Origin of the sequence: Bradyrhizobium hereditatis, assembly GCF_020329435.1 — a bacterium.
Taxonomy (GTDB): domain Bacteria; phylum Pseudomonadota; class Alphaproteobacteria; order Rhizobiales; family Xanthobacteraceae; genus Bradyrhizobium; species Bradyrhizobium hereditatis.
Genome location: NZ_JAGKJK010000011.1, coordinates 112,967 through 136,423 on the forward strand (window position 1 = coordinate 112,967; position 23,457 = coordinate 136,423).

General features: G+C 62.5%; 22 protein-coding genes. 19 read left to right on the forward strand and 3 right to left on the reverse strand.

Annotation, left to right across the window (positions count from 1 at the left end):
* The first annotated feature begins 23 nt into the window (after positions 1–23).
* The 16 genes from J6524_RS24955 to pal all read left to right on the forward strand — a co-directional run bounded on the left by J6524_RS24955 (position 24) and on the right by pal (position 15,052).
* A complete protein-coding gene (locus J6524_RS24955; RefSeq protein ID WP_225675474.1) occupies positions 24–677 on the forward strand; it encodes a glutathione S-transferase family protein in 654 nt (217 codons plus the stop codon).
* 13 nt (positions 678–690) lie between these two features.
* Entirely contained in the window at positions 691–1,059 is a 369-nt protein-coding gene (locus tag J6524_RS24960; RefSeq protein ID WP_225675476.1) for a nuclear transport factor 2 family protein, read from the forward strand.
* 264 nt (positions 1,060–1,323) lie between these two features.
* The gene (locus J6524_RS24965) at positions 1,324–1,737 is read left to right on the forward strand and encodes a YciI family protein (RefSeq protein ID WP_225675478.1); all 414 of its coding nucleotides are present in this window, start codon (positions 1,324–1,326) and stop codon (positions 1,735–1,737) included.
* A gap of 144 nt (positions 1,738–1,881) precedes the next feature.
* Entirely contained in the window at positions 1,882–2,307 is a 426-nt protein-coding gene (locus J6524_RS24970) for a YciI family protein (RefSeq protein ID WP_225675480.1), read from the forward strand.
* An 82-nt stretch (positions 2,308–2,389) separates the two neighbouring features.
* The gene (locus tag J6524_RS24975) at positions 2,390–2,755 is read left to right on the forward strand and encodes a hypothetical protein (protein ID WP_225675482.1); all 366 of its coding nucleotides are present in this window, start codon (positions 2,390–2,392) and stop codon (positions 2,753–2,755) included.
* Between the two features lie 123 nt (positions 2,756–2,878).
* Positions 2,879–3,601, forward strand: coding sequence for a TetR/AcrR family transcriptional regulator (locus J6524_RS24980; RefSeq protein WP_225675484.1), 723 nt, complete (start codon positions 2,879–2,881; stop codon positions 3,599–3,601).
* A gap of 107 nt (positions 3,602–3,708) precedes the next feature.
* Positions 3,709–4,194 carry a DUF2852 domain-containing protein gene (locus tag J6524_RS24985; RefSeq protein WP_225675486.1) on the forward strand — a complete coding sequence of 162 codons (486 nt, stop codon included), beginning with the start codon at positions 3,709–3,711 and terminating at the stop codon, positions 4,192–4,194.
* Positions 4,195–4,669: 475 nt separating this feature from the next.
* The gene (locus J6524_RS24990) at positions 4,670–5,431 is read left to right on the forward strand and encodes a serine acetyltransferase domain-containing protein (RefSeq protein ID WP_225675488.1); all 762 of its coding nucleotides are present in this window, start codon (positions 4,670–4,672) and stop codon (positions 5,429–5,431) included.
* 285 nt (positions 5,432–5,716) lie between these two features.
* On the forward strand, positions 5,717–6,004 hold the full coding sequence (locus J6524_RS24995; RefSeq protein ID WP_225675490.1) for a hypothetical protein: 288 nt from the start codon (positions 5,717–5,719) through the stop codon (positions 6,002–6,004).
* A gap of 1,287 nt (positions 6,005–7,291) precedes the next feature.
* On the forward strand, positions 7,292–8,005 hold the full coding sequence (gene tolQ / locus J6524_RS25000; protein ID WP_225675492.1) for a protein TolQ: 714 nt from the start codon (positions 7,292–7,294) through the stop codon (positions 8,003–8,005).
* 37 nt (positions 8,006–8,042) lie between these two features.
* On the forward strand, positions 8,043–8,519 hold the full coding sequence (locus tag J6524_RS25005; protein ID WP_225675494.1) for a biopolymer transporter ExbD: 477 nt from the start codon (positions 8,043–8,045) through the stop codon (positions 8,517–8,519).
* 59 nt (positions 8,520–8,578) lie between these two features.
* Complete coding sequence (gene tolA, locus J6524_RS25010; protein WP_225675496.1) at positions 8,579–9,508, forward strand: cell envelope integrity protein TolA; 930 nt, start codon at positions 8,579–8,581, stop codon at positions 9,506–9,508.
* Between the two features lie 71 nt (positions 9,509–9,579).
* Entirely contained in the window at positions 9,580–10,911 is a 1,332-nt protein-coding gene (gene tolB, locus J6524_RS25015; protein WP_225675756.1) for a Tol-Pal system beta propeller repeat protein TolB, read from the forward strand.
* A 181-nt stretch (positions 10,912–11,092) separates the two neighbouring features.
* Complete coding sequence (locus tag J6524_RS25020; RefSeq protein ID WP_225675498.1) at positions 11,093–13,438, forward strand: putative bifunctional diguanylate cyclase/phosphodiesterase; 2,346 nt, start codon at positions 11,093–11,095, stop codon at positions 13,436–13,438.
* Between the two features lie 153 nt (positions 13,439–13,591).
* Positions 13,592–14,332: an N-acyl amino acid synthase FeeM domain-containing protein gene (locus J6524_RS25025; protein ID WP_225675500.1), complete on the forward strand. Its 741-nt coding sequence runs from the start codon at positions 13,592–13,594 to the stop codon at positions 14,330–14,332.
* 228 nt (positions 14,333–14,560) lie between these two features.
* The gene (gene pal / locus J6524_RS25030) at positions 14,561–15,052 is read left to right on the forward strand and encodes a peptidoglycan-associated lipoprotein Pal (protein WP_171709790.1); all 492 of its coding nucleotides are present in this window, start codon (positions 14,561–14,563) and stop codon (positions 15,050–15,052) included.
* A gap of 49 nt (positions 15,053–15,101) precedes the next feature.
* Here the strand turns inward: pal and J6524_RS25035 are convergent, their stop codons facing one another.
* The gene (locus J6524_RS25035; protein WP_225675502.1) at positions 15,102–15,977 is read right to left on the reverse strand and encodes an alpha/beta fold hydrolase; all 876 of its coding nucleotides are present in this window, start codon (positions 15,975–15,977) and stop codon (positions 15,102–15,104) included.
* Positions 15,978–16,158: 181 nt separating this feature from the next.
* On the opposite strand from J6524_RS25035, the gene ybgF reads away from it, so the two are divergent.
* The 3 genes from ybgF to ftsH all read left to right on the forward strand — a co-directional run bounded on the left by ybgF (position 16,159) and on the right by ftsH (position 20,570).
* Complete coding sequence (gene ybgF / locus J6524_RS25040; protein ID WP_225675504.1) at positions 16,159–17,295, forward strand: tol-pal system protein YbgF; 1,137 nt, start codon at positions 16,159–16,161, stop codon at positions 17,293–17,295.
* A gap of 50 nt (positions 17,296–17,345) precedes the next feature.
* Positions 17,346–18,380 carry a tRNA lysidine(34) synthetase TilS gene (tilS, locus tag J6524_RS25045; protein WP_225675506.1) on the forward strand — a complete coding sequence of 345 codons (1,035 nt, stop codon included), beginning with the start codon at positions 17,346–17,348 and terminating at the stop codon, positions 18,378–18,380.
* Positions 18,381–18,647: 267 nt separating this feature from the next.
* Entirely contained in the window at positions 18,648–20,570 is a 1,923-nt protein-coding gene (ftsH, locus tag J6524_RS25050) for an ATP-dependent zinc metalloprotease FtsH (protein ID WP_225675508.1), read from the forward strand.
* A gap of 159 nt (positions 20,571–20,729) precedes the next feature.
* On the opposite strand, the gene J6524_RS25055 is transcribed toward ftsH, so the two are convergent.
* Both J6524_RS25055 and metE read right to left on the reverse strand, forming a co-directional pair.
* Positions 20,730–20,927 carry a hypothetical protein gene (locus J6524_RS25055; protein ID WP_225675511.1) on the reverse strand — a complete coding sequence of 66 codons (198 nt, stop codon included), beginning with the start codon at positions 20,925–20,927 and terminating at the stop codon, positions 20,730–20,732.
* A gap of 49 nt (positions 20,928–20,976) precedes the next feature.
* Positions 20,977–23,358: a 5-methyltetrahydropteroyltriglutamate--homocysteine S-methyltransferase gene (gene metE, locus J6524_RS25060; protein WP_225675513.1), complete on the reverse strand. Its 2,382-nt coding sequence runs from the start codon at positions 23,356–23,358 to the stop codon at positions 20,977–20,979.
* Positions 23,359–23,457 lie beyond the last annotated feature (99 nt).

Here is a 23,457-nt window from a genome sequence, read left to right on the forward strand (position 1 = left end):
GGGAGTTGTCCAGGGAGTTGCTCATGTCGCTCACGCTTCATTTCCATCCACTGGCGTCGTATTGCTGGAAGGCGCTGATTGCGCTCTACGAGAACGAGATCCCGTTCGCGCCGAACCTGGTCGACCTCGGCAATCCAGCCGAGCGCGCGGCGCTGGTGAAGCTGTGGGGCATCGGCAAGTTCCCGGTTCTGCAGGACGATGGCCGAGGCGAGATCGTTCCGGAATCCAGCATCATCGTCGAATATCTCGACCGCTACCATGGTGGCCGCACGCGGCTGATCCCCGACGACCCTGCGCGGGCGTTGCAAACGCGGCTGCGCGACCGCTTCTACGATCTCTATGTGCATCTGCCGATGCAGAAGATCGTGGTTGACCGGCTGCGGCCGGAAGGAAAGCGGGATCCTTTCGGTGTCGAGGAGGCGAGGGCGCAGCTGCGGACCTCCTACGCCATGATCGAGCAGCAGATGGCCGGCGGCGGCTGGGCGATGGGCGAGGATTTCACGCTGGCTGATTGCGCCGCGGCGCCATCGCTGTTCTACGGCAACATGGCAGAGCCGTTCGGCGACGAACACAACAACGTCGCCGCCTATCTGGAGCGGCTGAAGGCGCGGCCCTCCTTCGCGCGCGTGCTGAAGGAAGCGGAGCCCTATTTCCATATGGTGCCCAAGGAAACCTAAGAAGGAGCGCTAAATGGTTCATGCAAGCAGGGCGGATACGATCCGCGCGATTTTTGCCGCCTATCTGGCCAGCGATCGCAAATTCGTCGAGGACGCGTTCAGTGATGAATTCCGCTTCACCAGCCCCTACGACGATGCCATCGACAAGCCGACCTATTTCGAGCGCTGCTGGCGGAACAGCGACTGGATCGAGCGGCACGAGCTTGAGAAGATCGTGGTCGACGGTACCGAGGCTTTCGTGACCTATCGCTGTGTGGCCAAGGACGGCAAAAGCTTTCGCAATACCGAGTTCTTCGTGTTCGACGGCGACAAGGTAAAACGCATCGACGTCTACTTCGGCGCGTCGTATCAGAACGGCGTGTTCGTCAAGCAGAATGGGTAGCGCCACCGTGCATTCTGTCTCGTTCCCCGGACGCGATGCGGCACGCAGTGCCGCTTCGCAGAGCCGGGGTCCAGCGGCTTTCACACCTATGGGCCCCGGTTCTGCGGCGCATCAAGCCAAGCGGCTTGCTGCACCGCGCCCCGGGGCACGATTACTCCAGAAATAATTCTCACTGACATGTCGGGGGCGTAAAAGCCCGATCGTCTTGTTGACGAAGGCCGGCGCGACCCTCGCCGCCCAACAGGAGCGAAACGGAGAACAGCGATGCGATTCATGGTGATTGTGAAGGCCAGCAAGGATACCGAAGCTGGCGTGATGCCGAGCACGGAACTCCTGACCGCAATGGGCAAGTTCAACGAGGAACTGGTCAAGGCTGGCATGATGGAGGCGGGCGAGGGCCTGCATCCGACCTCCAAGGGTGCAAGGATCAAGTATGGCAGCGGGCAGGGCGTCACCCGCGGTCCGTTTCCGCTGTCTGGCGATCTCGTCGCCGGATTCTGGTTGATCAACGCCAAGTCGCTGGATGAAGCGATCGAGTGGATGAAGCGTGCGCCATTCGCCGAAGGCGACGAGATCGAAATCCGTCAGGTGTTTTCAACGGAAGATTTCGGCGAAGCCCTCACCCCCGAACTGCGCGAGCAGGAAGAGCGGCTGCGCGCCCAGACGGCGAAGAAATAACATCCCTGTCATTCCGGGGCATCGCGCAGCGATGAACCCGGAATCCCGAGATTGTAGCGCTAGATTCTCAGGTGCGCGATCGCGCACCGTAGTTCGCGCTTTGCGCGCCCCGGAATGACAACAACTCGAACGAGGACACCCACCATGCGATTCATGATGCTGATGATCCCCCTGGGCTATGAGACCGCGCCGCCGGACGTCCAACTCGACCCCGAACGGGTCAAGGCGATGATGGCGTACAACGAGGCGCTGAAGGAAGCCGGCGTCCTCATCGCGCTCGACGGGCTGCATCCGCCGTCGATGGGCGCGCGGGTCTCCTTCGCCACCGGCAAGCCTGTCGTCACCGACGGCCCCTTCACCGAGGCCAAGGAGGTGCTCGGCGGCTATTGGATGATCAACGTGAAGTCGCGCGAGGAGGCGATCGAGTGGGCGAAAAAGTGCCCGGCCTCTGCGAACGAGATCATCGAAATCCGCCAGGTGCAGGAGATCGAGGATTTCTCCGAGGAAGTGCAGCAGGCGGCGAAAGGCTTCGAGGAGCTGCAGAAGGGAAATGCGCACAAGGCGCAGTGAGTCTGGAGGCGCTGCAACAGGGCTCCGCGTGCGCCGTTAAGTCGGGAGCCTATCGCCCATCCGTCAAGGGAGGAGAAACATCATGAGCACCAACGGTACGTTCCTCGCCGTCTTCCTCGGCAGCAAGACCAGCGCGAAAATGGCGGCCTGGAATGCGCTGCCTGAGGTCGAGCGGCGCGCCAGGGAACAGCAGGGTATCGCGGCATGGAAGGCTTGGGTCGAAAAGCACCAGGCGGCGATCACCGCCATTGGTGGCCCGCTCGGCAAGACCAAGAAGGTCGATTCAAACGGTATTGCCGACATCGCCAACGAGATGGGCGCCTTCACGGTGGTCCGCGCCGGCTCGCATGAGGCCGCCGCGAAACTGTTCGAGAACCACCCGCACTTTACGATCTTTCCCGGCGAGCGCGTCGAGGTCATGCCGGTCCTCCCGATCCCGGGCGGTTAGACCCGGGCGGGTAGAATCGTCCGGAATTGGCGTCGCCCTGCACGCTGTTAACCTTGATGAACGCCCGGTTAACGGTCTCAAAATAAGTGACCTTTACGGCCAGCTCATGTAAAAGCCATTCACATGAGCTGGCAAAAGGACCGCCGCGGCGAGCGTGGCTACCATCACGGCAATCTGAAAGAGGCATTGCTGCAGGCGGCGCTCGACCTGATTTCGCAAAAGGGCCCGGCCGGCTTCACCTTTGCGGACGCCGCACGCATGGCCGGCGTCAGTCCGGCCGCGCCGTACCGGCATTTTCGCGACCGCGATGAATTGCTGTCCTCGATCGCGCAACGTGGCTTCGAGCAGTTCGAGGCCATGCTGACGCAGGCCTGGGACGACGGCCGTCCCGACACCGTCACGGCGTTCGAGCGGGTCGGCAAGGCCTATCTCGCCTTCGCGCGCAACGAGCCGGCGTTCTATTCGGCGATGTTCGAATCCGGGATTCCAGTCGATTCCAACCCGACATTGATGGCTGCGAGCGAGCGCGCATTCGCCATTATCCGCGCCGCCGCCGAGCGGCTCGCGGCGATGACGCCGCCCGGTGTGCCGCGGCCGCCGGCGATGATGATGGCGTTGCACATCTGGTCGATGTCGCACGGCGTGGCCTCGCTGTTCGGGCGCGGCGATGCGGCGCGGCGCAAACTGCCGATGTCGCCCGAGGATCTCCTGGAAGCCGAAGTGCTGATTTATCTGCGCGGGCTCGGCTTCCCGACCGACCGCCGGTCGGAGCCAAAACCGTCAGGCCCGCCGCCGGTGCCGCCCGCCGGCGGCGCACCATCTGGTCCTTGGGGGAACCGAAAATAATTTTCGAGGGCGCGGCGAGGCGCCCGCTTGACAAAAACGCGGATTGGTTTAGGTATGTAAATGTTATTTACATTCACAACGGCGTGATTGCCGTCATGGAGAGGGAAATGGCCTACACCGCAGATGTCAATCGATGGCGCGGCCCGACTGAACAGACCTATCGCCCCAATATGCTTGAGAGCCCCTGGCATCCCGGCTGGATTGTCGTGACGATCCTAGGCTTCATCATCTGGTGGCCGATCGGACTTGCCCTTCTCTTATTCACACTAGGGAGCAGAAGAATGGGTTGCTGGAGCAACGGAGACCGCTGGCAGAACAAGATGGAGCGGATGCAGTACAAGATGGACCGGATGCGCAACCGCATGGAGCGTCGCGGCTTCGGCGGCTTCGGCTTCGGCCCGCCCTCGAGCGGCAACCGCGCCTTCGACGAGTACCGCATGGAAACCCTGCGCCGGCTCGAGGAAGAGCAGGTCGAGTTCAAGAATTTCCTCGAGCGCCTGCGCCACGCCAAGGACAAGGAAGAGTTCGACGCCTTCATGGCGCAGCACAAGCAGCGTCCGACCCCGCCGAACGACCAGCCGCAGCAGGGTTGAGGTTCGAGACCTCGGGACAGGCATTCAGCCGCAGGCGTGATGCCCCCATGACGCCCGACGGCGGATACAGCCGCCCATCTGCGAAAGCAGGTGGGCGGTTTGTTTTTGAATAATGTCTAGTGTCTTAAGCGCGAACAGGATCGAGACGCAGCCGCGCCGGCACCGCTCTCCCTCTCCCGCTTGCGGGGGAGGCCCGGAGTGGGGGGCCTCCACGAGTCACACTGCCCGTATGGAGAGAGTTCCCCATCCGGCCGTCATTGCGAGCGCAGCGAAGCAATCCATAGCGCCGCAAGCGGATAGATGGATTGCTTCCGCCTTCGCCAAGGCTTCGGCGGACAAGTCGTCGCTGCGCTTCTCGCAATGACGATGCGACATCCCCGTAAGCGGGAGAGGAGAGCGATCATTCAAGATTAAGCGTCTGGCGCTTCCTCGCGGCCGCTCTATATTCTCCGAACGCTAACTTCAGGCGGCTGCCATGAACGGAATTGCCTCAGTCGATCACCTTTGGCACGCGATCCGTAGCGAAGCCGAAAGCGCCGTGGCGCGCGACGGCGTATTCGGCGCCGCGCTTTCCTCATCCATTCTCGATCATCCAGACTTCGCCCACGCGCTCGCGCACCAGATCGGCGCGCGGCTCGGCAATACCGCGCAAGATCGCGCGCGCTTTACGCAGCTCGCCCGTGAGGCGTTCGCGGCTTCGCCCGATCTGATTGACGCCGCAAGTCGCGATCTGCAGAGCATCGCCATTCACGATCCCGCGATGACAACGCTGCTACCGCCGCTCTTGAACTTCAAGGGCTACGTCGCGCTGCAGGCCTGGCGCGTCTCCAACTGGCTCTGGCGCGATAAGCGCAACGATCTCGCGCTGCTCCTGCAAAGCCTGTCGTCCGACCAGCTTTCCGTCAGCATTCACCCCTCCGCTTCGATCGGAACGTCGGTGTTTCTCGATCACGCCACCGGCATCATCATCGGCGCCTTTGCCGTCATCGGCGACGAGGTGACGATTTTGCAGAACGTCACCATTGGCCGAAAAAACTCCGAGCCGGATCGCGCGCCCAAGATCGGCCGCGGCGTTTATCTCGGCGCCGGATCGACCATCATCGGCAACGTCAGCGTCGGCGACTTCGCCAAGATCGGCGCCGGCGCGGTCGTCGAGCACGACGTGCCCGCAGGTTGCACCGCCGTCGGCGTGCCCGCGCGATTGACCAATTGTCCGGAGCCGGAGGTTTCCGCCTGAAGGCGCACGGGACCGTAGCCCGCGAAGCGACCCCCGGGACCCATGTTGAGAGAGACCCCGTATTCTCGCTTGCGCTCATGCGGGCTACAATTTCATCCGCGGACTGCGAACTGAACAAGTCCAGCGCTGGCACCGCGTCTGGATCCTAGAAGGAAACCGGACAGGCCGCTCGACCCGCCAAGTCGCGCCTGACTCAACCTGAGATTTATCCATGGATCGGTTTCGTGTGCGGTGATAGTCTACGCGAGATCAATCCCGTTTGTCGCGAGTCATACGGAGATCAGCATGGAACAGATTCTGATAAACCTCGTTGCAGGAGCGCTTGGCGGTCTGGGTGCGGGCAAGTCATCGCCAACTTTCGATCTCGGTACGATTGGTAACGTTGTTGCCGGCTTGGTCGGAGGCGGGGTGCTCGGCCAGGTCGTAACACTGTTGCTGCCATCGATCATGGCCGCAGCGCAGTCGGGCGATCTGAGTATTGGCGGTATTGTCTCACACGCGGTCGCCGGAGGTGCTGGCGGGGCCATATTCACGGCGCTAGCTGGTGCAATCAAGAACAAAGCTGCTGCCTGACGGTAACCGGCACACTCGGAAATTCTCCGTCACGCCAGCAATGATCAAACGCATTCTTATCTCGCTTGCTGGGCACTCATTGTCGTGCTCGTCGTGGCGATCTCGGAACGAACCACGCATGTCGCTTGCGCTCATGCGGGCTACAATTTCATGCAGTTGCTGCGAACTGATTTGCCTTGCACGCAAGCGCAATTTCACGCTGCGGCCTGCGATATTTCAACCGATGGCAAATTGCTTCTGATTTTCAGAAATAGTGTCAAGTGCCGGAATCAAAAATATTCCGCTTCCGTTTTCACCCAAATCAGCGGCATAACTCCGTCCGTCTCACCGCAAGATGAGGGGCGCTTCGCGAACGTCACGAACGCGCGGTGAGATGCGATGGACGCTGATGGCGCGAAAGACGTGCGCGCCGGATGCGTACGGCGAAGTCGTGTGGTTCTGATGTCGCGGTGCTGGCATTAAGTCCTGGAGAAGCGAAGCTTCTCACGGGCGACGGTGGCAAAAAAGCCGTTCGCCGGGAAGAGCACGTTATAAGCCGTAAAGCCATTGCGCAGGGAAGGCCGGAGTGTTTCCGCTGTACCTGTATGCTCGTGTGCATTTTCTTATGCGCAAGCCGCACACGAGACCGCGGGTGCAGCCAGCACCCGGTCTTCCCTGCGCCCTCTGATCTTCAGAAGGGCGAAAGAAGATGCAAACCTCGGGCGATCAGCGCCGCGAGATCGCGAAGGTATGTCACCTTTTGAAAATTGAGTCCGAAAGCTCTTCCGTCGTCCCTGCGAACGCAGGGACCCATAACCATCGGCGGCAATTGGCTTTGTGAGGTGTTTGTCATCTTGTCTTTTTCAGCAGTAACGGCCGCGGAGTATGGGTCCCTGCGTTCGCAGGGACGACGGCGAATTCCTTGTTCCCTCACTCTGAAGAAGCTGCGAAGCGCTCGTCCCGAAGGGCGAGGCCACGGGCCCGGGACACCTGTCCGGGCAGGGAACCGGGGGGGCTTGAGGCCGGTAACCGCCTCGCCTGCCTAGATTTCCGGCAGCCAAATTCCCTATTGGTAACCTCGCGTTAACTATGCTTAGCGTCTGGTTAGGGACGGAATGACGCGCTGACAGCCCTCGTTTTGACATGTTGGCAGGGGAAGCAAAGCCCGGCTTTCGGCGGGCCCCCCACGCGACAAAAGAGAGGCTCTCGCGCTGGCGCAAAATCGCCGGCCCGACGCGCGGCTGTGGAAACCGGCAGCCATTTGCTCCCGGAGGAAATAGGGACACTTGCGTTGAGAGGATACCGCTCATGAATCCCGCCGACGTGGCTCAGTCAGCCTTGCCGATGGTGTCGGCCGACGTGTCGCTGATCGCGCTGTTTCTGCAGGCCCACTGGGTCGTCAAGGCAGTCATGCTCGGCTTGCTCGCCTGCTCGGTCTGGGTCTGGGCGATCGCGATCGACAAGATTTTCCTCTATTCGCGCACCAAACGCGCGATGGACCGCTTCGAACAGGCGTTCTGGTCGGGACAGTCGATCGAGGAACTCTACCGCGCGCTGTCGGCAAAACCGACGCAATCGATGGCGGCGTGCTTTGTCGCGGCGATGCGCGAGTGGAAGCGCTCGTTCGAGAGCCAGTCGCGCTCCTTCGCTGGCCTGCAGATGCGGATCGAGAAGGTGATGAACGTCTCCATCGCGCGCGAGGTCGAGCGTCTGGAGCGGAGGCTCCTTGTGCTGGCGACCGTCGGCTCGGCAGGCCCCTTTGTCGGCCTGTTCGGAACCGTCTGGGGCATCATGTCGAGCTTCCAGTCGATCGCGGCCTCGAAAAACACGTCGCTCGCCGTGGTGGCGCCGGGCATCGCGGAGGCGCTGTTTGCGACCGCCATCGGTCTTATCGCCGCCATCCCCGCGACCATTTTCTACAATAAGTTCACATCAGAGGTGAACCGGCAGGCGCAGCGGCTGGAAGGCTTCGCCGACGAATTTTCCGCCATCCTGTCCCGCCAGATCGATGAGCGGGGATGAGGACGGCACATGATGAGCGCAGCGTGAGATCACGATCATGGCGATGAACATGGCAGGTTCGGCCGGTGGCGGCGGTGGACGCCGCGGCCGGCGTCGCGCCGCCGTGATGGCGGAGATCAACGTCACGCCAATGGTCGACGTGATGCTGGTGCTGCTCATCATCTTTATGGTGGCGGCGCCGCTGATGACCTCGACGATCGATATCGATCTGCCCGTCGCCGGCGGCGGCAAGCAGCTCCAGGCCAACGCCCCGCCGTTGACATTGTCGGTCAAGCGCACCGGCGGTGCCTGCAATTCGAATGTCGAGCTCTATCTGGGGGATACGCTGATCCCGGCCAATGAGCTCCTGCCCAAGATAACGGCGATCCGGGAGACCAGATCGGAGACCGAGAGGGTGGTATACCTGCGGGGGGATAAGGACGTTTGTTACACGGATATGATGAAATTATTGGGGTATATTCGGCAGGCGGGATTCAAGGCGAATATTGTGATCGTGCCGGAGCAGGGGTCCTAAAGTATGCGGCACGCGACGGCTGACTTGGCAGCGGAAAACTTGGGAGCGGGAAAGCTCAAGTGAATGTCAAGGTCGACAAGACGGTTCTGGCGTCGGTTGCCCTGCACGTGCTCGTGCTGGGGTGGGTGATGCTGTCGTTCTCGACCAAGGCGCTTGAGATGCCGCCGGAAGATTCTGTGCCGGTCGATGTCGTTTCGTCCGACCAGCTTTCCAAGGTGATGGCCGGCATGAAGACCGGCAAGAAAGAAAATCCGAAGCCGCTGGTCGAGAAGATCGCCGAGGCCAAGCCGGTCGACGACACCGTTGGCAAGATCAGCGACAAGGCGCCGGTCGTGACCGAGACCGCACCGCCGCCACAGCCCAAGGCCGAGGAGAAGCCGGTCGAGAAGAAACCCGACCCGCCGAAAGTCGTCGAGAAGCCGAAGGAAGAGGCAAAGCCGGTCGAGAAAAAGCCTGAGCAGAAGGTCGATCAGATCGGCGATACCATCAAGAAGGAAGAGAAGAAGCCGCCGCCGAAGCCGGTGCAGGCCGCCAAGCCACCGGAGCCGCCGAAGCAGCAGCGGATTGTGGAACGGCACTTCGACCAGAACCAGATTGCGGCCCTGCTCGACAAGCGCGACCCGACGCGTCAGGCCACGACTGGTGACACGATGAATTCCAATGCCGCGCTCGGCACCGCCAAAGGGACGGCTGCGGACAATTCCGCGACCTGGGGCGCGATGTTCCAGCGCCAGGTCGAGCGGTGCTGGAAGAAGCCCTATGGCGGGATCGAGTCGCAGAAGCCTGAAGTGGCGTTTGCCATTCGTCTGAAGCGCGACGGCACCCTCGAAGGCGCGCCGGTTCCGGAAGGCGTTCCGGCGACGCCCTTCCTTCGCGTCTATCAGGAGAGCGCGCTGCGCGCGATCATCGAATGCCAGCCTTACAAACTGCCGGCGGCGTTCTATGAGGAGTGGAAATATTTTGCGCCGGTGTTCAAAGAAAAGGTCTGATTGCGCTCGCCCCTTGGCGATCACACATGAGCAAGATCGAAGCAATGACTGACAAAGATGGATTGCCACGCATGTTGTTTCGCCCGAGCCGTCGACAGATCATCACTGGGATGGCCTCGGCAGGCCTGCTGATGGCCGGCCCGCGCGCCTTCGCACAGGCGCCAAAGCGCGTCGTCATTCCCGAGGGCGAATTCACCCCGCTTCCGATCGCGATTACGAATTTCGTGGCAGGTACGCCTGGCGACGCCGAGGTCGGCGTCGGCGTGTCGCAAGTCATCACGAACAACCTCAAGCGCAGCGGGCTGTTCGCACCGATCGACCAGGCGGCGTTCATCGAGCGCATCAGCAATCCCGACAGCCCCCCGCAGTTTCAGAGCTGGAAGCAACTCGGCGCGCAGGCGTTGGTGCTCGGCCGCATGACACGGCAAGGTGACGGCCGCCTCAAGGCCGAATTCCGTCTCTGGGACGTCAACCAGCAGCAGCAACTCGCGGGGCAGCAATATTTCACCTCGCCGGAATATTGGCGGCGCATCGCCCACATCATCTCCGACCAGATTTACGAGCGTCTGACCGGCGAGAAGGGCTATTTCGACAGTCGCGTCGTGTTCGTCGACGAGACCGGATCCAAGGAGCGCCGCGTCAAGCGGCTGGCGCTGATGGATCAGGACGGCGCCAATGTCCGCTATCTCACCAAGGGCTCCGATCTGGTGCTGACGCCGCGGTTCTCGCCGTCAACGCAAGAGATCACCTACATGGAGTTCGGCCAGGGTGATCCGCGCGTCTATCTGTTCAATGTCGAGACCGGGCAGCGCGAGATCGTCGGCAACTTCCCCGGCATGTCGTTCTCGCCGCGGTTCTCGCCGGACGGCCAGCGCATCATCATGAGCCTTCAGCAGGGCGGCAACTCGAACCTGTTCGTGATGGACCTGCGCTCGAAATCGATGACGCGGCTTACCGATACGCCGGCGATCGACACCTCGCCGTCCTATTCGCCCGACGGCAGCCGGATCTGCTTCGAGTCCGACCGCGGCGGCAAGCCGCAGATCTACGTGATGTCGGCCAATGGCGGTGGCGCGCAGCGCATCTCGTTCGGCGAGGGCAGCTATTCGACGCCGGTGTGGTCGCCGCGCGGCGACTACATCGCCTTCACCAAGCAGGGCGGCGGCGCATTCGCCATCGGCATCATGAAGACCGACGGTTCGGGCGAACGCATCCTCACCTCCGGCTTCCACAACGAAGGGCCGACCTTCTCGCCGAATGGCCGCGTCGTGATGTTCTTCCGCGATCCCGGTGGCAACGCCGGGCCGTCGCTTTACACGGTCGATATCTCCGGTCGCAACGAATTGCGCGTACCAACGCCCGGTTTTGCCTCCGATCCGGCCTGGTCGCCATTGTTGTCCTGATGGAACAGGGCCGCGCGGCCGCACAGTCGTTAATCGGCAAACATTGCCTAGCCTGCTGATTTTTCAGGCAAATTTTTACTCGCGCTGGAGAAGAGCAACGTCTCGGTAACGATGTTCCCTCAGAAAGACTTCATCTGGGAAGGGTAGAACTACCTACCCCAACAGGACACGTGCCCCCGAAATGCAGCTCGCCCATCAGAGCGGAGAGCCGGATCAGCGACAGATATCGCCGAAGATTTCGGCAGCGCTGATCGATTCGCTCTTCGAAACTCAAGGTCCGGTGCATGTTGGAATCTTCTTCCTGGCCGTCGCCGCGAGCCTGACCGCGCTGAAGACCGGCGAAAATCTGATCTGGGCATGCCTCGGGCTTCTGCTGATGGCCGGCGCGATCCGGGCTTTCGATTTGCAGCGGTACCAAGCGCGCAAAGCGAGCCTGACGGCTGATGAAGCTGAACGCTGGAAACAGCGATATCAGATCGGGGCGATGATCCAGGCCGCTGCAATCGGCATATGGGGCGCTGTCACTATGCTGAGCAGCGACGATGCCGTCGCCCACATGATTTGTTTGTCCGTCATTACCGGGGTCGTGTCGGGAGGTGCAGGCAGGGCTTATGGACGCCAATGGATATTCCAGCTGCAGGCTGCACTTGCCTTCGGTCCGATGGTGATCGCGTTGGCGCTGCGTGGCACGCCCTACTACGTCGCCATGTCAATTATCACCGCCGCATTCCTGCTTGTCGTCATGCAGATGTCGGCCAATCTGCACGGCATATTCTTGCGGGCGCTTCTGGCGCGCGAGCGCGAGGCGGCGCTCGCTGCACAATTCGATACTGCCTTGAACAACATGCCCCACGGTCTGTGCATGTTTCGAAGCGACGGAGAGCTTGCGGTGATGAATCACCGCTTCCGCGAAATGATGGATCTGTCCGAAGATCTCGTGCAGCAGGGCGCTAACGCGCGTGACATCATCGCCGCTTGCGTGGGTGCCGGATCGATCTCGACGGCGAGCGGACAAATGATCCTCGCCGAAATCGAGAATTCGCAGGCCAAGGACCTCGTCACCGCCGATCCCGACATCTCCAGAAACCGCTCGCTATCCTGGACTTTCCAACCGATGGCTGGCGGCGGCGCGGTCGTGCTCCTGGAAGACATTACCGAGCGGCGTAACTCCGAAGCCAAGATCAGCCATCTGGCGCGGTACGACGAACTGACCGATCTCCCCAACCGGGTCAATTTCCGCGACGAGATCGGACATCTTCTGGCGGCCCAACAGGGCGCCGAACAGTTATCGGCATTGCTGTTCATCGACCTCGACCAGTTCAAGCAGGTCAACGACACGCTCGGTCATCCCTGTGGCGACCAGTTGCTGTGCGCCGTAGCTGGTCGCCTGCGTGAGATGCTGCGGCCCGAGGATTTCGTGGCTCGCTTCGGTGGCGACGAGTTCGTAGTGTTCCAGCAGAACATCCATTCCGCCGACGACGCCGCCGGCCTCGCCCGGCGCATCGTCGACCGCCTGAGCGAGCGCTACAAGATCGACAATCATCTGGTCGAGATCGGCGCCAGCGTCGGCATCGCCATGACTTCGCACGGCATTAGTGCCGACACACTGCTCAAGAACGCCGATATGGCGCTCTACCGCGCCAAGGCCGACGGCCGCGGCACCTTCTGCTTCTTCCGCGATGAGATGGCGCAAATCGTCGAATCCCGCCGTATCCTCGAACTGGACCTGCGCAAGGCGCTGGCCAACGAGGAATTCGAGCTGTTCTTCCAGCCGCTGGTGAATCTCAAATCGGGACGGATTTCCACCTGCGAGGCGCTGATACGCTGGAATCATCCGGTTCGTGGCACGGTTTCGCCGACCGATATCATTCCGATCGCCGAGGACATGGGTCTGATCGTCGACCTCGGCCGCTGGATCTTGCGCAAGGCCTGCATGGAATGCATGAAGTGGCCCGAAGGTGTCAGCGTCGCCGTCAACTTCTCGCCGCAGCAATTCCACCAACGCGACGTGCTGAGCGAAGTCCGCTACGCCCTCGAAGTCTCCGGCCTGCCGGCGAACCGGCTCGAAATCGAGATCACGGAATCCTCGCTGCTGCGTAACACGCAACTGACGCACGATGTGCTGTCGCAATTGCATTCGCTCGGTGTGCGGATATCGCTCGACGATTTCGGCACCGGCTATTCGAGCCTCAGCTATCTGCACAACTTCCCCTTGCAGAAGGTGAAGATCGATCGCTCCTTCCTGGAAGGGATCGATAGCGACCGACCGCTGACGCTCCTGCGCGGCGTAGCCAGGCTGTCAGCCGATCTTGGAATGTCGGTCGCGGTCGAGGGCATCGAGACCAACGAGCAACTCGAATTGATCAGCGCCGACGGGGCGGTAACGGAAGCGCAGGGCTATCTGTTCAGCCCGCCGGTCCCCGCCGTGCGCGTCAGGCAGCTGCTCAACGCGTCGCATGGTCGCCGCTTGCCTGACGATCAGATCGTCGCTGTTGCTTCGCGATCTATCGCCCTGACTTCAGGGTAATCAACCCCGGGGTGTCCGTGCGCTCGATACGGCTCATCCGGATTTTTGCGGGCTGCAAAGGTTAACCCTAACGTTTCTAAGCCTTTGCAATTTTGTTAAGGAACCATTAATCTTCCGTTACTCGTGGAAGTTGTCGGAAGATTAGGAGCTCATATGAAGGCTGGAGCCGAACCGCGCAATCCGCTCTTTGTGCGGGGGGCAGGGCTATTCGATCGCGTCGACTACCGACTCCTAGAAACTCCCGAGGAAAAGGACGCTCTCTATTTGATGCGTTACAGAGCCTATCTGCATGGCGGATTAATCCTGCCATCAGAGTCTCAGCGCGTCAGCGATCCTTACGACGATGCGCCGAACGCCTGGACGTTCGGAATCTATGTCGACCGTGAACTCTGCAGTTCTCTCCGCGTACACGTTCTGACGCCGGAATCGCGGACGTCCTTTGCAACCGAACTGTTCGGCGATGTTCTTCACCCGCGCCTCGATCGCGGCGAAGTCATCATTGATCCCGCTCGATTTGTTGCAGATCCCGACAAGGCACAACGTTATCCGGAACTGCCCTACTTGACGGTGCGGCTAGCCTATCTGGCATGTGAGCATTTCAACGCCGATACCGGGCTCGCGCAGGTTCGTGCCGAGCATCAGGCGTTTTATCGCCGGGTCTTCCTGCAGGAGACCATTGCCGAGCCCCGTTCGTTTCCCAACGTGTTGAAGAAAGTGGCATTGATGGCGTGCGATTTTCCAACCGTGCGGGAACGTGTCTTGACCCGTTTTCCTATCATGCGCTCGAGCGCCTTTGAGCGGCGGATGCTGTTCGAGCGCCCGGCTGAGGGCCGATTCTTTCCGGGCGCGGTTGTCAAATCCTTCGAGCGCCCCTCGATTGTGCCGAACGGCTGAGCCTGCGAATTTTGGCTAAACCTCACCCGTCGGGTTTTTGGGCAAGATGATGCTTGCCTTCACCATCGCGCCACATTTACAAATCATTAACTATCGCAATCGCTTTTCACGGTTTGTCGGCATTTGATCGGGTCTGGCAAGGTTCCATCAAGGTTGACGGAACGTTCGTTTAACCATCGATCTGTAGACCGGATAGCAGTCGAAAAACGTGAGCGTGGAGGCTCCGGAATGAAATACCAGATGCGTATCCTCCAGGGATGGAAGCTGGCGGCTGTGGTCGCTGTGGCGCTGTCGATGGGCGCCTGCGCCAAGAACAACGTCGGCGCCGATGGCGCGATGGCCAGCGCGGCGACCCCGGGGAGCCAGCAGGATTTTGTGGTCAATGTCGGCGACCGCGTGTTCTTCGAGAGCGACCAAACCGATCTGAGCCCGCAGGCGATCGCCACGCTAGACAAGCAGGCGCAGTGGCTGCAGACCTACAACCGCTATTCCTTCACCATCGAAGGTCATGCCGACGAGCGCGGCACCCGCGAATACAACATCGCGCTCGGCGCACGCCGCGCCCAGTCGGTGCGCAGCTATCTCGCTTCGCGCGGCATCGATCCGAACCGGATGCGCACGATCTCCTACGGCAAGGAGCGCCCCGTAGCGGTCTGCAACGACATCTCCTGCTGGTCGCAGAACCGCCGCGCCGTCACGGTGCTGAACGCCGGCGCTTGAGGCGAATCGCTTTTCCGCAGTTCACAGCCGGCGCCTTCGGGCGCCGGTTTTATTTTGGCCGGGTGATGAACTGGCGGATGACGGCCATGGCGCGCTCGGGTACGTCGGGTACGACGCCATGTCCGCAGCCCGCAAAGCGTTCGAACTGCACGAGATGCGGCGGCAGGGCGGCGGCGATATCTGCCTGGCTCTCAATCGGGTGCATCGGATCGTCCTCCCCGCCCAGCACCAAGGTTGGACACCGGATGCGGGCAAGATCCGGAAACATGTTGAACTTGTCGCTTTCGCCGTCGGGTCTCGCGAACCAGTGCAGCGCCACCTCCGGACGATTGACCGCACGGCGCGCCATATCCGGATCACGCGGAATTCGCGTATAGGCCGGCATCGCGATCCGCCGCCAGGCGTCGCGCTCTGCCAGGTCCCACGGCTCTTGAGTCTGCAGGAACCGGCGCCTAGCCAGCGCGCCCGCTTCCGGCCCGCCAAAGCGCTCGAACAACGCGACGCGACGCTCCGGATAGGAACCGCCCCGGGCTTCGGTGCTGATCAGGATCAGCTTGGAGGGGTGCTCCGGGTGCCGCGTGGCATAGGACAGCGCGACCGTGCCGCCAAACGATGCCCCGAGCACGATCGGATCGACGATGCCGAGCGTGTCGCAGAACGCGGCAACATCGTCGCCCCATTGTGCCAGATTCCAGCCGTCTTGCCGGCCGTCCTCGCTGCGGCCGTTGCCGCGATGGTCGAGATAGATGATCTGGGCCACGTCGGACAAGACGGAATAGGCTGGCCGGTAGATCGAATGGTCGGCGCCCGGGCCGCCATGCAGCATCAGCAGCACCGGCTTTTCCCGCATGATGGGGCCATCGGGAACGAGCTTCGCGCCCTCGACGTCGAAGAACAGCCGCACCCCGTTCACGGACACGTGCATGAGCTGCAGCTCCCTGGATTTGTGAACGACCCGCCGGGCCATATGGCTTGTCTTGAAGGGGATACTAAACCATACCGGAACGAGCGAACCGATTCGGAGATGCCAGTCACAATTCCGGCGTACTCCCTCACTCAGAGTGTTCTGCTTTCGTTTGACACGTGAATTTCGTCGTCAGGGCAAAATGTCATCCAGATTCCTCAATGCAGCGGGCGTCGCGGCGATGGCCGCGATGCTCGCTTTGTCTGTCCAGCCCTCGTCCGCCCAGATCACGTTCCCTTGGGAACGTGAACGCTCTCCGCAAGGCTACCCGCAGGGCCAGGTCCAGTCCGACGATGCGGACGCGGAAATGCGGATTCAGCGGCTGGAAAACCAGCTCCGGCAACTGACCGGCCAGAACGAGGAGTTGCAGTACCGCAATCGGCAGCTCGAAGAGCGGCTGCGCCAACTCGGCGCCGCGCCGCCGGCACCGGGCGGTCAGCCTCCAGCGGCGCAGCCCAGCGTGGCTGCTGCACCGCCGCCAGTCCAGCCCGGTCCGGCCGCCGATCCGCAGTACGGGCGGCAGGGCTATCGCGAGCCCCAGGGTTACCCGCAGGCGCAGCCCGGCTATGACCGGCAGCCGCAGATCGCCTCGCCCGCGCCCATCGTGCAGGAGCCCGGAGCCCCGGCAGCAGGCGGAAGGCGCCGCGGCGATGCTTTCGACCCGACCCAGAATCCCAACGCCCCCGGAGCGCCACGGGCGCTCGGCGGTGGCCAGCTGCCGATTTCGAGCGATGCCGCGGTCGGCCCCCCAGGCGGACGCGGTGCCGGCGAGCCGCTCAACCTTGGTGGCCCGCGCGATGCGGGCGGAGCGTTGCCGCCGCCTGCCGCAGCCGCGCCGCCTCCGCGCGGTCCAGGACCGGGCGCCAGCGCCGCACTGACCACGCTGCCGCCCTCGGCAACGCCGAAGGACGAGTTCGATCTCGGCATCGGCTATATGCAGCGTAAGGACTATGCGCTGGCCGAAGAGACCATGAAGAACTTTGCGCAGAAATATCCGAGCGATCCGCTGGTCGGGGATGCGCAGTATTGGCTCGGCGAAAGCTATTTCCAGCGCCAGCAATACCGCGACGCTGCCGAAGCGTTTCTCGGCGTGACCTCCAAATACGACAAGTCGGGCAAGGCGCCCGACGCGCTCTTGCGCCTCGGCCAGTCGCTGGCAGCGCTGAAAGAAAAGGAAGCTGCCTGCGCGGCGCTCGGGGAAGTCACGCGGAAATATCCGCGCGCATCTGCCGGCGTGAAAGCCGCCGTCGATCGTGAGCAGAAGCGGGTTAAGTGCTAAAGCGAAAGCCGGTCGAGGCCGCCATCGGTCTCGGATAGACTGGCGACGCCATGCCTGACGACGACCACGCGCCGATTTCGGTGCAGCAAGCAAAAGAGCTGTTCGCGCCTTGGAAGGCCGCGCCCGCGCTTGTGCTGGCGGTGTCCGGCGGTCCGGATTCACTTGCGCTGATGTGGCTTGCCGCGCGTTGGCGCCGGGCGCTCTCGCGCGGGCCGCGATTGCTGGCCGTCACCGTCGATCACGGCTTGCGGCCCGAGGCCGCGCGCGAAGCACGCGACGTCAAGCGCCTCGCACGCGCGCTCGAAGTGCCCCATCGCACGCTGCGTTGGACCGGAGCCAAACCGAAGACCGGCTTGCCGGCCGCGGCCCGCGCGGCGCGCTATCGGCTGTTGGCGAACGCCGCGCGGGCGACCGGCGCAACCCATATCCTGACCGCGCATACCCGAGACGATCAGGCCGAGACGCTGTTGATGCGGTTGCTGCGCGGCAGCGGTATCGCCGGCCTCGCAGCGATGGCGCGCGAGACAGAGCGCGAAGACTTGTGGCTCGCGCGGCCGCTCCTGGACATCCCGAAATCCCGGCTCGTTGCGACGCTGGGCAAGGCGAAGATTGCCTTTGCCGACGATCCCACCAATCGCGACATGAACTTCACGCGCCCGCGGCTGCGCGCTTTGATGCCGGCTCTGGCCGAGGAGGGCGGCGACAGTCGAAACCTGGCGCGGCTGGCGTCGAGGCTGGCGCGCGCCAATGCCGCTATCGAAGTATTGGCCGATGGTGCCGAGCGCTACCTCGCTTTAAGTGGTCGCGACGATGCCGCGCGTTTCGGGTTCGACGCGCAGGCGTTTGCCGGTCTGCCCGAGGAGATCCGGATTAGGCTGCTCAAGCGCGCAATTGACCGGGCCGGCCACGAAGGGCCTGCGGAACTCGGCAAGGTCGAGACGCTATCGGCGGTATTGGACAACGCCATTGCGAACGGGCGGAAGCAGGCAAGGCTCAAACAAACGCTTGCCGGGGCTGCGATCAGCCTGACCGAGGGGCGGATTCATATCGATCCCGCGCCGCCGCGCCGGGGCAGGCGGGTGTGAGAAGCATTTCCATTCGGCAACATTTGCGCTATCGGGACTGAGAGCCTTAACCACCCCGGATAAACCTCGGCTTTTTGCCCCATTTTTTGACCGGGAATCGCGTTAAGATGCGTTAAATAGTCCTGTGTGGTTCCCTTGGCATTGACCCTGGCGCCACCTAAATTGGGATGCAGTGGATCGGGGATTCTCGCCTCACTACCCAAGGATACTCAAGGCTTACTGCCAAGGACATAGGGCCGCGATCCGCGCGACCACGAAGGAAGATCAATGAACGCCAATCTGCGCAACTTCGCCCTCTGGGTCATCATTGTCTTGCTGCTATTGGCATTGTTCACGCTTTTCCAGAATCCGGGTCAGCGTACCTCTTCGCAGGACATCTCGTTCTCGCAGCTGCTCAGCGAGGTCGACCAGGGCCGCGTGCGCGATGTCGTGATCCAGGGCCCGGAAATCCACGGCACCTTCACCAACGGCTCCTCATTCCAGACCTATGCGCCGAACGACCCGACGCTGGTCAAGCGCCTCTATGACGGCAAGGTCTCTATCACCGCGAAGCCGCCCGGCGACAACGTGCCGTGGTTCGTCTCACTGCTCGTCTCCTGGCTGCCCTTCATCGCTTTGATCGGCGTGTGGATCTTCCTGTCACGGCAGATGCAGGGCGGCGCCGGCAAGGCGATGGGCTTCGGCAAGTCACGCGCCAAGATGCTGACGGAGGCCCATGGCCGCGTCACCTTCGAGGACGTCGCCGGTGTTGACGAGGCCAAGCAGGACCTGCAGGAGATCGTCGAGTTTCTGCGCGATCCCGGCAAATTCCAGCGCCTTGGTGGCCGCATTCCGCGCGGCGTGCTCTTGGTCGGCCCTCCCGGTACCGGCAAGACGCTGATCGCGCGCGCGGTCGCGGGCGAAGCCAACGTGCCGTTCTTCACCATCTCGGGTTCGGACTTCGTCGAAATGTTCGTCGGCGTCGGCGCTTCCCGCGTCCGCGACATGTTCGAGCAGGCCAAGAAGAACGCGCCGTGCATCATCTTCATCGACGAAATCGATGCGGTCGGCCGTCATCGCGGCGCCGGCCTTGGCGGCGGCAATGACGAGCGCGAACAGACGCTCAACCAATTGCTGGTCGAGATGGACGGCTTTGAGGCCAATGAAGGCGTGATCCTGATCGCGGCGACCAACCGCCCCGACGTGCTTGATCCCGCGCTGCTGCGTCCCGGCCGTTTCGACCGCCAGGTGGTGGTGCCGAACCCTGACGTCGTCGGTCGCGAGCAGATCCTGAAGGTTCACGTCCGCAAGGTGCCGCTGGCGCCGGATATCAACCTCAAGACCATCGCGCGCGGCACCCCGGGCTTCTCCGGCGCCGACCTGATGAACCTCGTCAACGAGGCCGCGCTGACCGCCGCCCGGCGCAACAAGCGCATGGTGACGCAGGCCGAGTTCGAGGAAGCCAAGGACAAGGTGATGATGGGCGCCGAGCGCAAGTCGCTCGTCATGACCGAGGAAGAGAAGCTGCTGACGGCTTATCACGAAGGCGGCCACGCCATCGTCGGCCTCAACGTCGTCGCGACCGATCCAATCCACAAGGCCACGATCATTCCGCGCGGCCGTGCGCTCGGCATGGTGATGCAGCTGCCCGAACGCGACAAGCTGTCGATGTCGCTCGAGCAGATGACCTCGCGACTGGCGATCATGATGGGCGGCCGCGTCGCCGAAGAACTGGTCTTCGGCCGCGAGAAGGTTACCTCGGGCGCTGCCTCCGACATTGAACAGGCGACGCGTCTGGCGCGTATGATGGTGACGCGCTGGGGCCTGTCGGAAGAGCTCGGCACCGTGTCCTATGGCGAGAATCAGGACGAGGTATTCCTGGGGATGTCAGTGTCGCGCACCCAGAATGCCTCGGAAGCTACCGTCCAGAAGATCGACAAGGAGATCAAGCGGCTGGTTGAGGAAGGCTACAAGGAGGCCACGAGGATTCTCACCGAGAAGCGCGAGGATCTCGAGACCCTGGCCAAGGGCCTGCTCGAGTTCGAAACGCTGACCGGCGAGGAGATCATCGATTTGTTGAAGGGCAAGAAGCCCAACCGCGAGTCGGTGCTCGAGCCGAGCACGCCGCGCGCTTCCGCCGTGCCGCCCGCCGGCAAGCCGCGCCCGCGTCCTGATCCGGACCCCGGCCTGGAGCCGCAGCCGCAGGCGTAAAGCGGGTTGCATATCGAACAAGAAACGCGGCGGAAACGCCGCGTTTTTTTGTCGTCGTCATTGCGAAGAGCGAGGCGACGAAGCAATCCATGCCTCGGCACGGGGATAGAATGGATTGCTTCGCTTCGCTCGCAATGACGGAGTGGCGGTCCCTGCACGTTACGCCATTCCCGTCGCGCCAAGATGAACGGCCAGGATATGTTCCGGCGTCTCCGTCACCTCGATCGTCTCGCCGTCGCCGCCGACAAAGGCGAGCACGGTGCGCTCGCCGTCGCGCGCCATGCTGCCGACGAGCGCGATGTTGATATGGATGGGCTGGCCCGTCTCGAACCTCGTGCATTGAATCCAGAAGCGCATCGCGATCTCCTTCATTTGCGGCAAGACTAGAGACGGGGCGCGTCTCACGCTAGGCGGATTCCCGCAATTCGCGAGCCGCGGCGACCATGTTGACGAGCGCGGGCTGCACCTCCTCCCATTTGCGCGTCTTCAATCCGCAATCCGGATTGACCCAGATCTGGGTGTCGGCAAGCCGCTCTCGCGCCAGCCGGAGGAGGCCGGTCATCTCGGTAATTTGGGGCACGCGCGGAGAATGGATGTCATAGACGCCGGGGCCGATCTCGTTCGGATATCGGTAATCCCTGAAGGCGTCGAGCAGCTCCATTTTCGAGCGCGAGGTCTCGATCGAGATCACGTCGGCGTCCATCGCGCCGATCGCGCCGATGATGTCGTTGAACTCCGAGTAGCACATGTGGGTGTGGATCTGCGTCTCGTCGCGGACGCCGGACGAACAGAGGCGGAAGGCGTCGACGGCCCAGTCCAGATAGGCCTTCCAATCCGATTTGCGCAGCGGCAGGCCCTCGCGCAGCGCCGCCTCGTCGATCTGAATCATGCCGGCGCCGGCGGCCTCGAGGTCGGCAACTTCGTCGCGGATCGCCAGCGCGATCTGCCGGCAGGCCTCGCTGCGCGCAATATCGTCGCGGACGAACGACCAGTTCAGGATGGTGACCGGACCGGTCAGCATCGCCTTCATCGGCCTTTTGGTCAGCGACTGGGCGTATTGCCACCACTCGACCGTCATCGGCTTTGGGCGTGAGACGTCGCCGAACAGAACCGGCGGACGGACATAGCGCGATCCGTAGGACTGCACCCAGCCATGCGTGGTGAAGGCGAAGCCTGAGAGCTGTTCGCCGAAATACTGCACCATGTCGTTGCGCTCGAATTCGCCATGCACGAGTACGTCCAGCCCGATGGTTTCCTGCCACTGCACTGCGCGCGCCGTTTGGTCCTGCAGGTAGATCTTGTAGACTTCGTCGGTCAGGGTGCCCTTGCCATGCGCCGCGCGGGCTTTTCGCACTTCGGCCGTCTGCGGAAACGAGCCGATCGTCGTGGTCGGAAACGCCGGCAGGTTGAAACGTTTGCGCTGAACGGTCGAGCGTTCGGCGAACGCGCTCGCGCGGCGACGCATCGCACCATCGATGCCGGCGACGCGCGCCGCCACCTTCGCATCATGGATTCGCGGCGAGGCCTTGCGCGCGGCGGCTGCCTGGTCCGAATTTTTCAGGCTCGCTTCGACCGCTGCGCGGCCGCTGCCAAGCGCCGTTCCGAGCGTGGTCAGTTCCTCGAGCTTCTGCACCGAAAATGCCAGCCAGCTCCTGATCTCGGGATCGAGCCCGGTCTCGAGCGCCAGGTCGATCGGGACATGCAGCAGCGAGCAGGATGGGGCGATTTGCACCCGGTGCTTGCCAAGTTTTGCGACCACGGGTTCGATCGAATCGAGAATCCGGCTCAAATCAGCGCGCCAGATGTTGCGACCGTCGATGATTCCGAGCGACAGCACGCGTTCATCAGGAAAGTCGGCGAGATCCTCGATTTGCTCGGGCGCGCGCACCAGGTCGAGATGCAGGCCGGCGACCGGCAGCGCCAGCGCGGTATCGCGGTTGCCACCGAGGCCGCCGAAATAGGTCGCCAGCATGATCTTGAGCTGCGGCACGGCGCTCGCGATCTCCACATAGGCATGCTGCAGCGCCTGCTGTGCGACGATATCGAGGTCGAGCACAAGGCATGGCTCATCGATCTGAACCCAACCCGCGCCCCGGGAGGCGAGCTCGCGCAGCACCTCGATGTAAACCGGCAGCAGGCGGTCGAGCAGGGATAGAGAATTAAATCCGGCATCCTTGCTCTTGGCGAGCTTGAGAAACGTGACCGGGCCGAGCAGCACGGGACGAGTCTGATAGCCCAGCGCTTTCGCTTCCTCATACTCCTCGATCGGCTTGCGCGAGGCGAGGACGAACTTTTGCTCTCTGGTCAGCTCCGGCACCATGTAATGGTAGTTGGTGTCGAACCATTTCGTCATTTCCAGTGCTGGCACGCCATGCGCCGCGTCGTGCCCGTGGGCATGGCCGCAACCTGCCTCATGCGTTTTGCCTTGCGCGCCCCGGGCCATCGCAAAGTAGGTCGCAAGCGGGACCGGGCCGCCGTTCCAGCCATAGATTTCTGGAATGGCGCCGACCATCGCAGCGGTATCGAGCACCTGGTCATAGAACGAGAAATCGTTCGACGGGATCACGCTGACGCCGAGCTTTTTCTGGCGCGCCCAGTTGGCGGCGCGAAGCCCGACGCCGGCTTCGATCAGGGCTTTCTCGTCTGACGCGCCCGACCAGAAGCTTTCGAGGGCGAATTTCAATTCGCGGCGCGGGCCGATACGCGGCGTGCCGAGCGAGGCGACGGGAAGTGAAGTGGAGATTGTGGAAGTAGACGCAGCTGTGGAAGACGCAGCTTTGGAAGACATGGCTTAACCCCATAAAGTTGGGGGCAAAGGCCGAAGTGACACGTCTGGATTCCGCTGTAGCAGCGCGCGCGGAATCGCAACCGCACCACCGGGACACCC

What these genes read in the sequence shown, in the direction of transcription:
- J6524_RS25025 (WP_225675500.1), top strand. Translation starts at nt 13,592, where the DNA reads ATGAAGGCTGGAGCCGAACCGCGCAATCCGCTCTTTGTGCGGGGGGCA.
- J6524_RS24955 (WP_225675474.1), top strand. Translation starts at nt 24, where the DNA reads ATGTCGCTCACGCTTCATTTCCATCCACTGGCGTCGTATTGCTGGAAG.
- tolB (WP_225675756.1), top strand. Translation starts at nt 9,580, where the DNA reads ATGTTGTTTCGCCCGAGCCGTCGACAGATCATCACTGGGATGGCCTCG.
- J6524_RS25005 (WP_225675494.1), top strand. Translation starts at nt 8,043, where the DNA reads ATGGCGATGAACATGGCAGGTTCGGCCGGTGGCGGCGGTGGACGCCGC.
- ftsH (WP_225675508.1), top strand. Translation starts at nt 18,648, where the DNA reads ATGAACGCCAATCTGCGCAACTTCGCCCTCTGGGTCATCATTGTCTTG.
- J6524_RS24965 (WP_225675478.1), top strand. Translation starts at nt 1,324, where the DNA reads ATGCGATTCATGGTGATTGTGAAGGCCAGCAAGGATACCGAAGCTGGC.
- metE (WP_225675513.1), bottom strand. Translation starts at nt 23,358, where the DNA reads ATGTCTTCCAAAGCTGCGTCTTCCACAGCTGCGTCTACTTCCACAATC.
- J6524_RS24975 (WP_225675482.1), top strand. Translation starts at nt 2,390, where the DNA reads ATGAGCACCAACGGTACGTTCCTCGCCGTCTTCCTCGGCAGCAAGACC.
- J6524_RS24960 (WP_225675476.1), top strand. Translation starts at nt 691, where the DNA reads ATGGTTCATGCAAGCAGGGCGGATACGATCCGCGCGATTTTTGCCGCC.
- tilS (WP_225675506.1), top strand. Translation starts at nt 17,346, where the DNA reads ATGCCTGACGACGACCACGCGCCGATTTCGGTGCAGCAAGCAAAAGAG.
- ybgF (WP_225675504.1), top strand. Translation starts at nt 16,159, where the DNA reads ATGTCATCCAGATTCCTCAATGCAGCGGGCGTCGCGGCGATGGCCGCG.
- J6524_RS25035 (WP_225675502.1), bottom strand. Translation starts at nt 15,977, where the DNA reads ATGCACGTGTCCGTGAACGGGGTGCGGCTGTTCTTCGACGTCGAGGGC.
- J6524_RS24980 (WP_225675484.1), top strand. Translation starts at nt 2,879, where the DNA reads ATGAGCTGGCAAAAGGACCGCCGCGGCGAGCGTGGCTACCATCACGGC.
- J6524_RS25020 (WP_225675498.1), top strand. Translation starts at nt 11,093, where the DNA reads ATGCAGCTCGCCCATCAGAGCGGAGAGCCGGATCAGCGACAGATATCG.
- J6524_RS24990 (WP_225675488.1), top strand. Translation starts at nt 4,670, where the DNA reads ATGAACGGAATTGCCTCAGTCGATCACCTTTGGCACGCGATCCGTAGC.
- tolQ (WP_225675492.1), top strand. Translation starts at nt 7,292, where the DNA reads ATGAATCCCGCCGACGTGGCTCAGTCAGCCTTGCCGATGGTGTCGGCC.
- pal (WP_171709790.1), top strand. Translation starts at nt 14,561, where the DNA reads ATGAAATACCAGATGCGTATCCTCCAGGGATGGAAGCTGGCGGCTGTG.
- J6524_RS24995 (WP_225675490.1), top strand. Translation starts at nt 5,717, where the DNA reads ATGGAACAGATTCTGATAAACCTCGTTGCAGGAGCGCTTGGCGGTCTG.
- J6524_RS24970 (WP_225675480.1), top strand. Translation starts at nt 1,882, where the DNA reads ATGCGATTCATGATGCTGATGATCCCCCTGGGCTATGAGACCGCGCCG.
- J6524_RS24985 (WP_225675486.1), top strand. Translation starts at nt 3,709, where the DNA reads ATGGCCTACACCGCAGATGTCAATCGATGGCGCGGCCCGACTGAACAG.
- J6524_RS25055 (WP_225675511.1), bottom strand. Translation starts at nt 20,927, where the DNA reads ATGCGCTTCTGGATTCAATGCACGAGGTTCGAGACGGGCCAGCCCATC.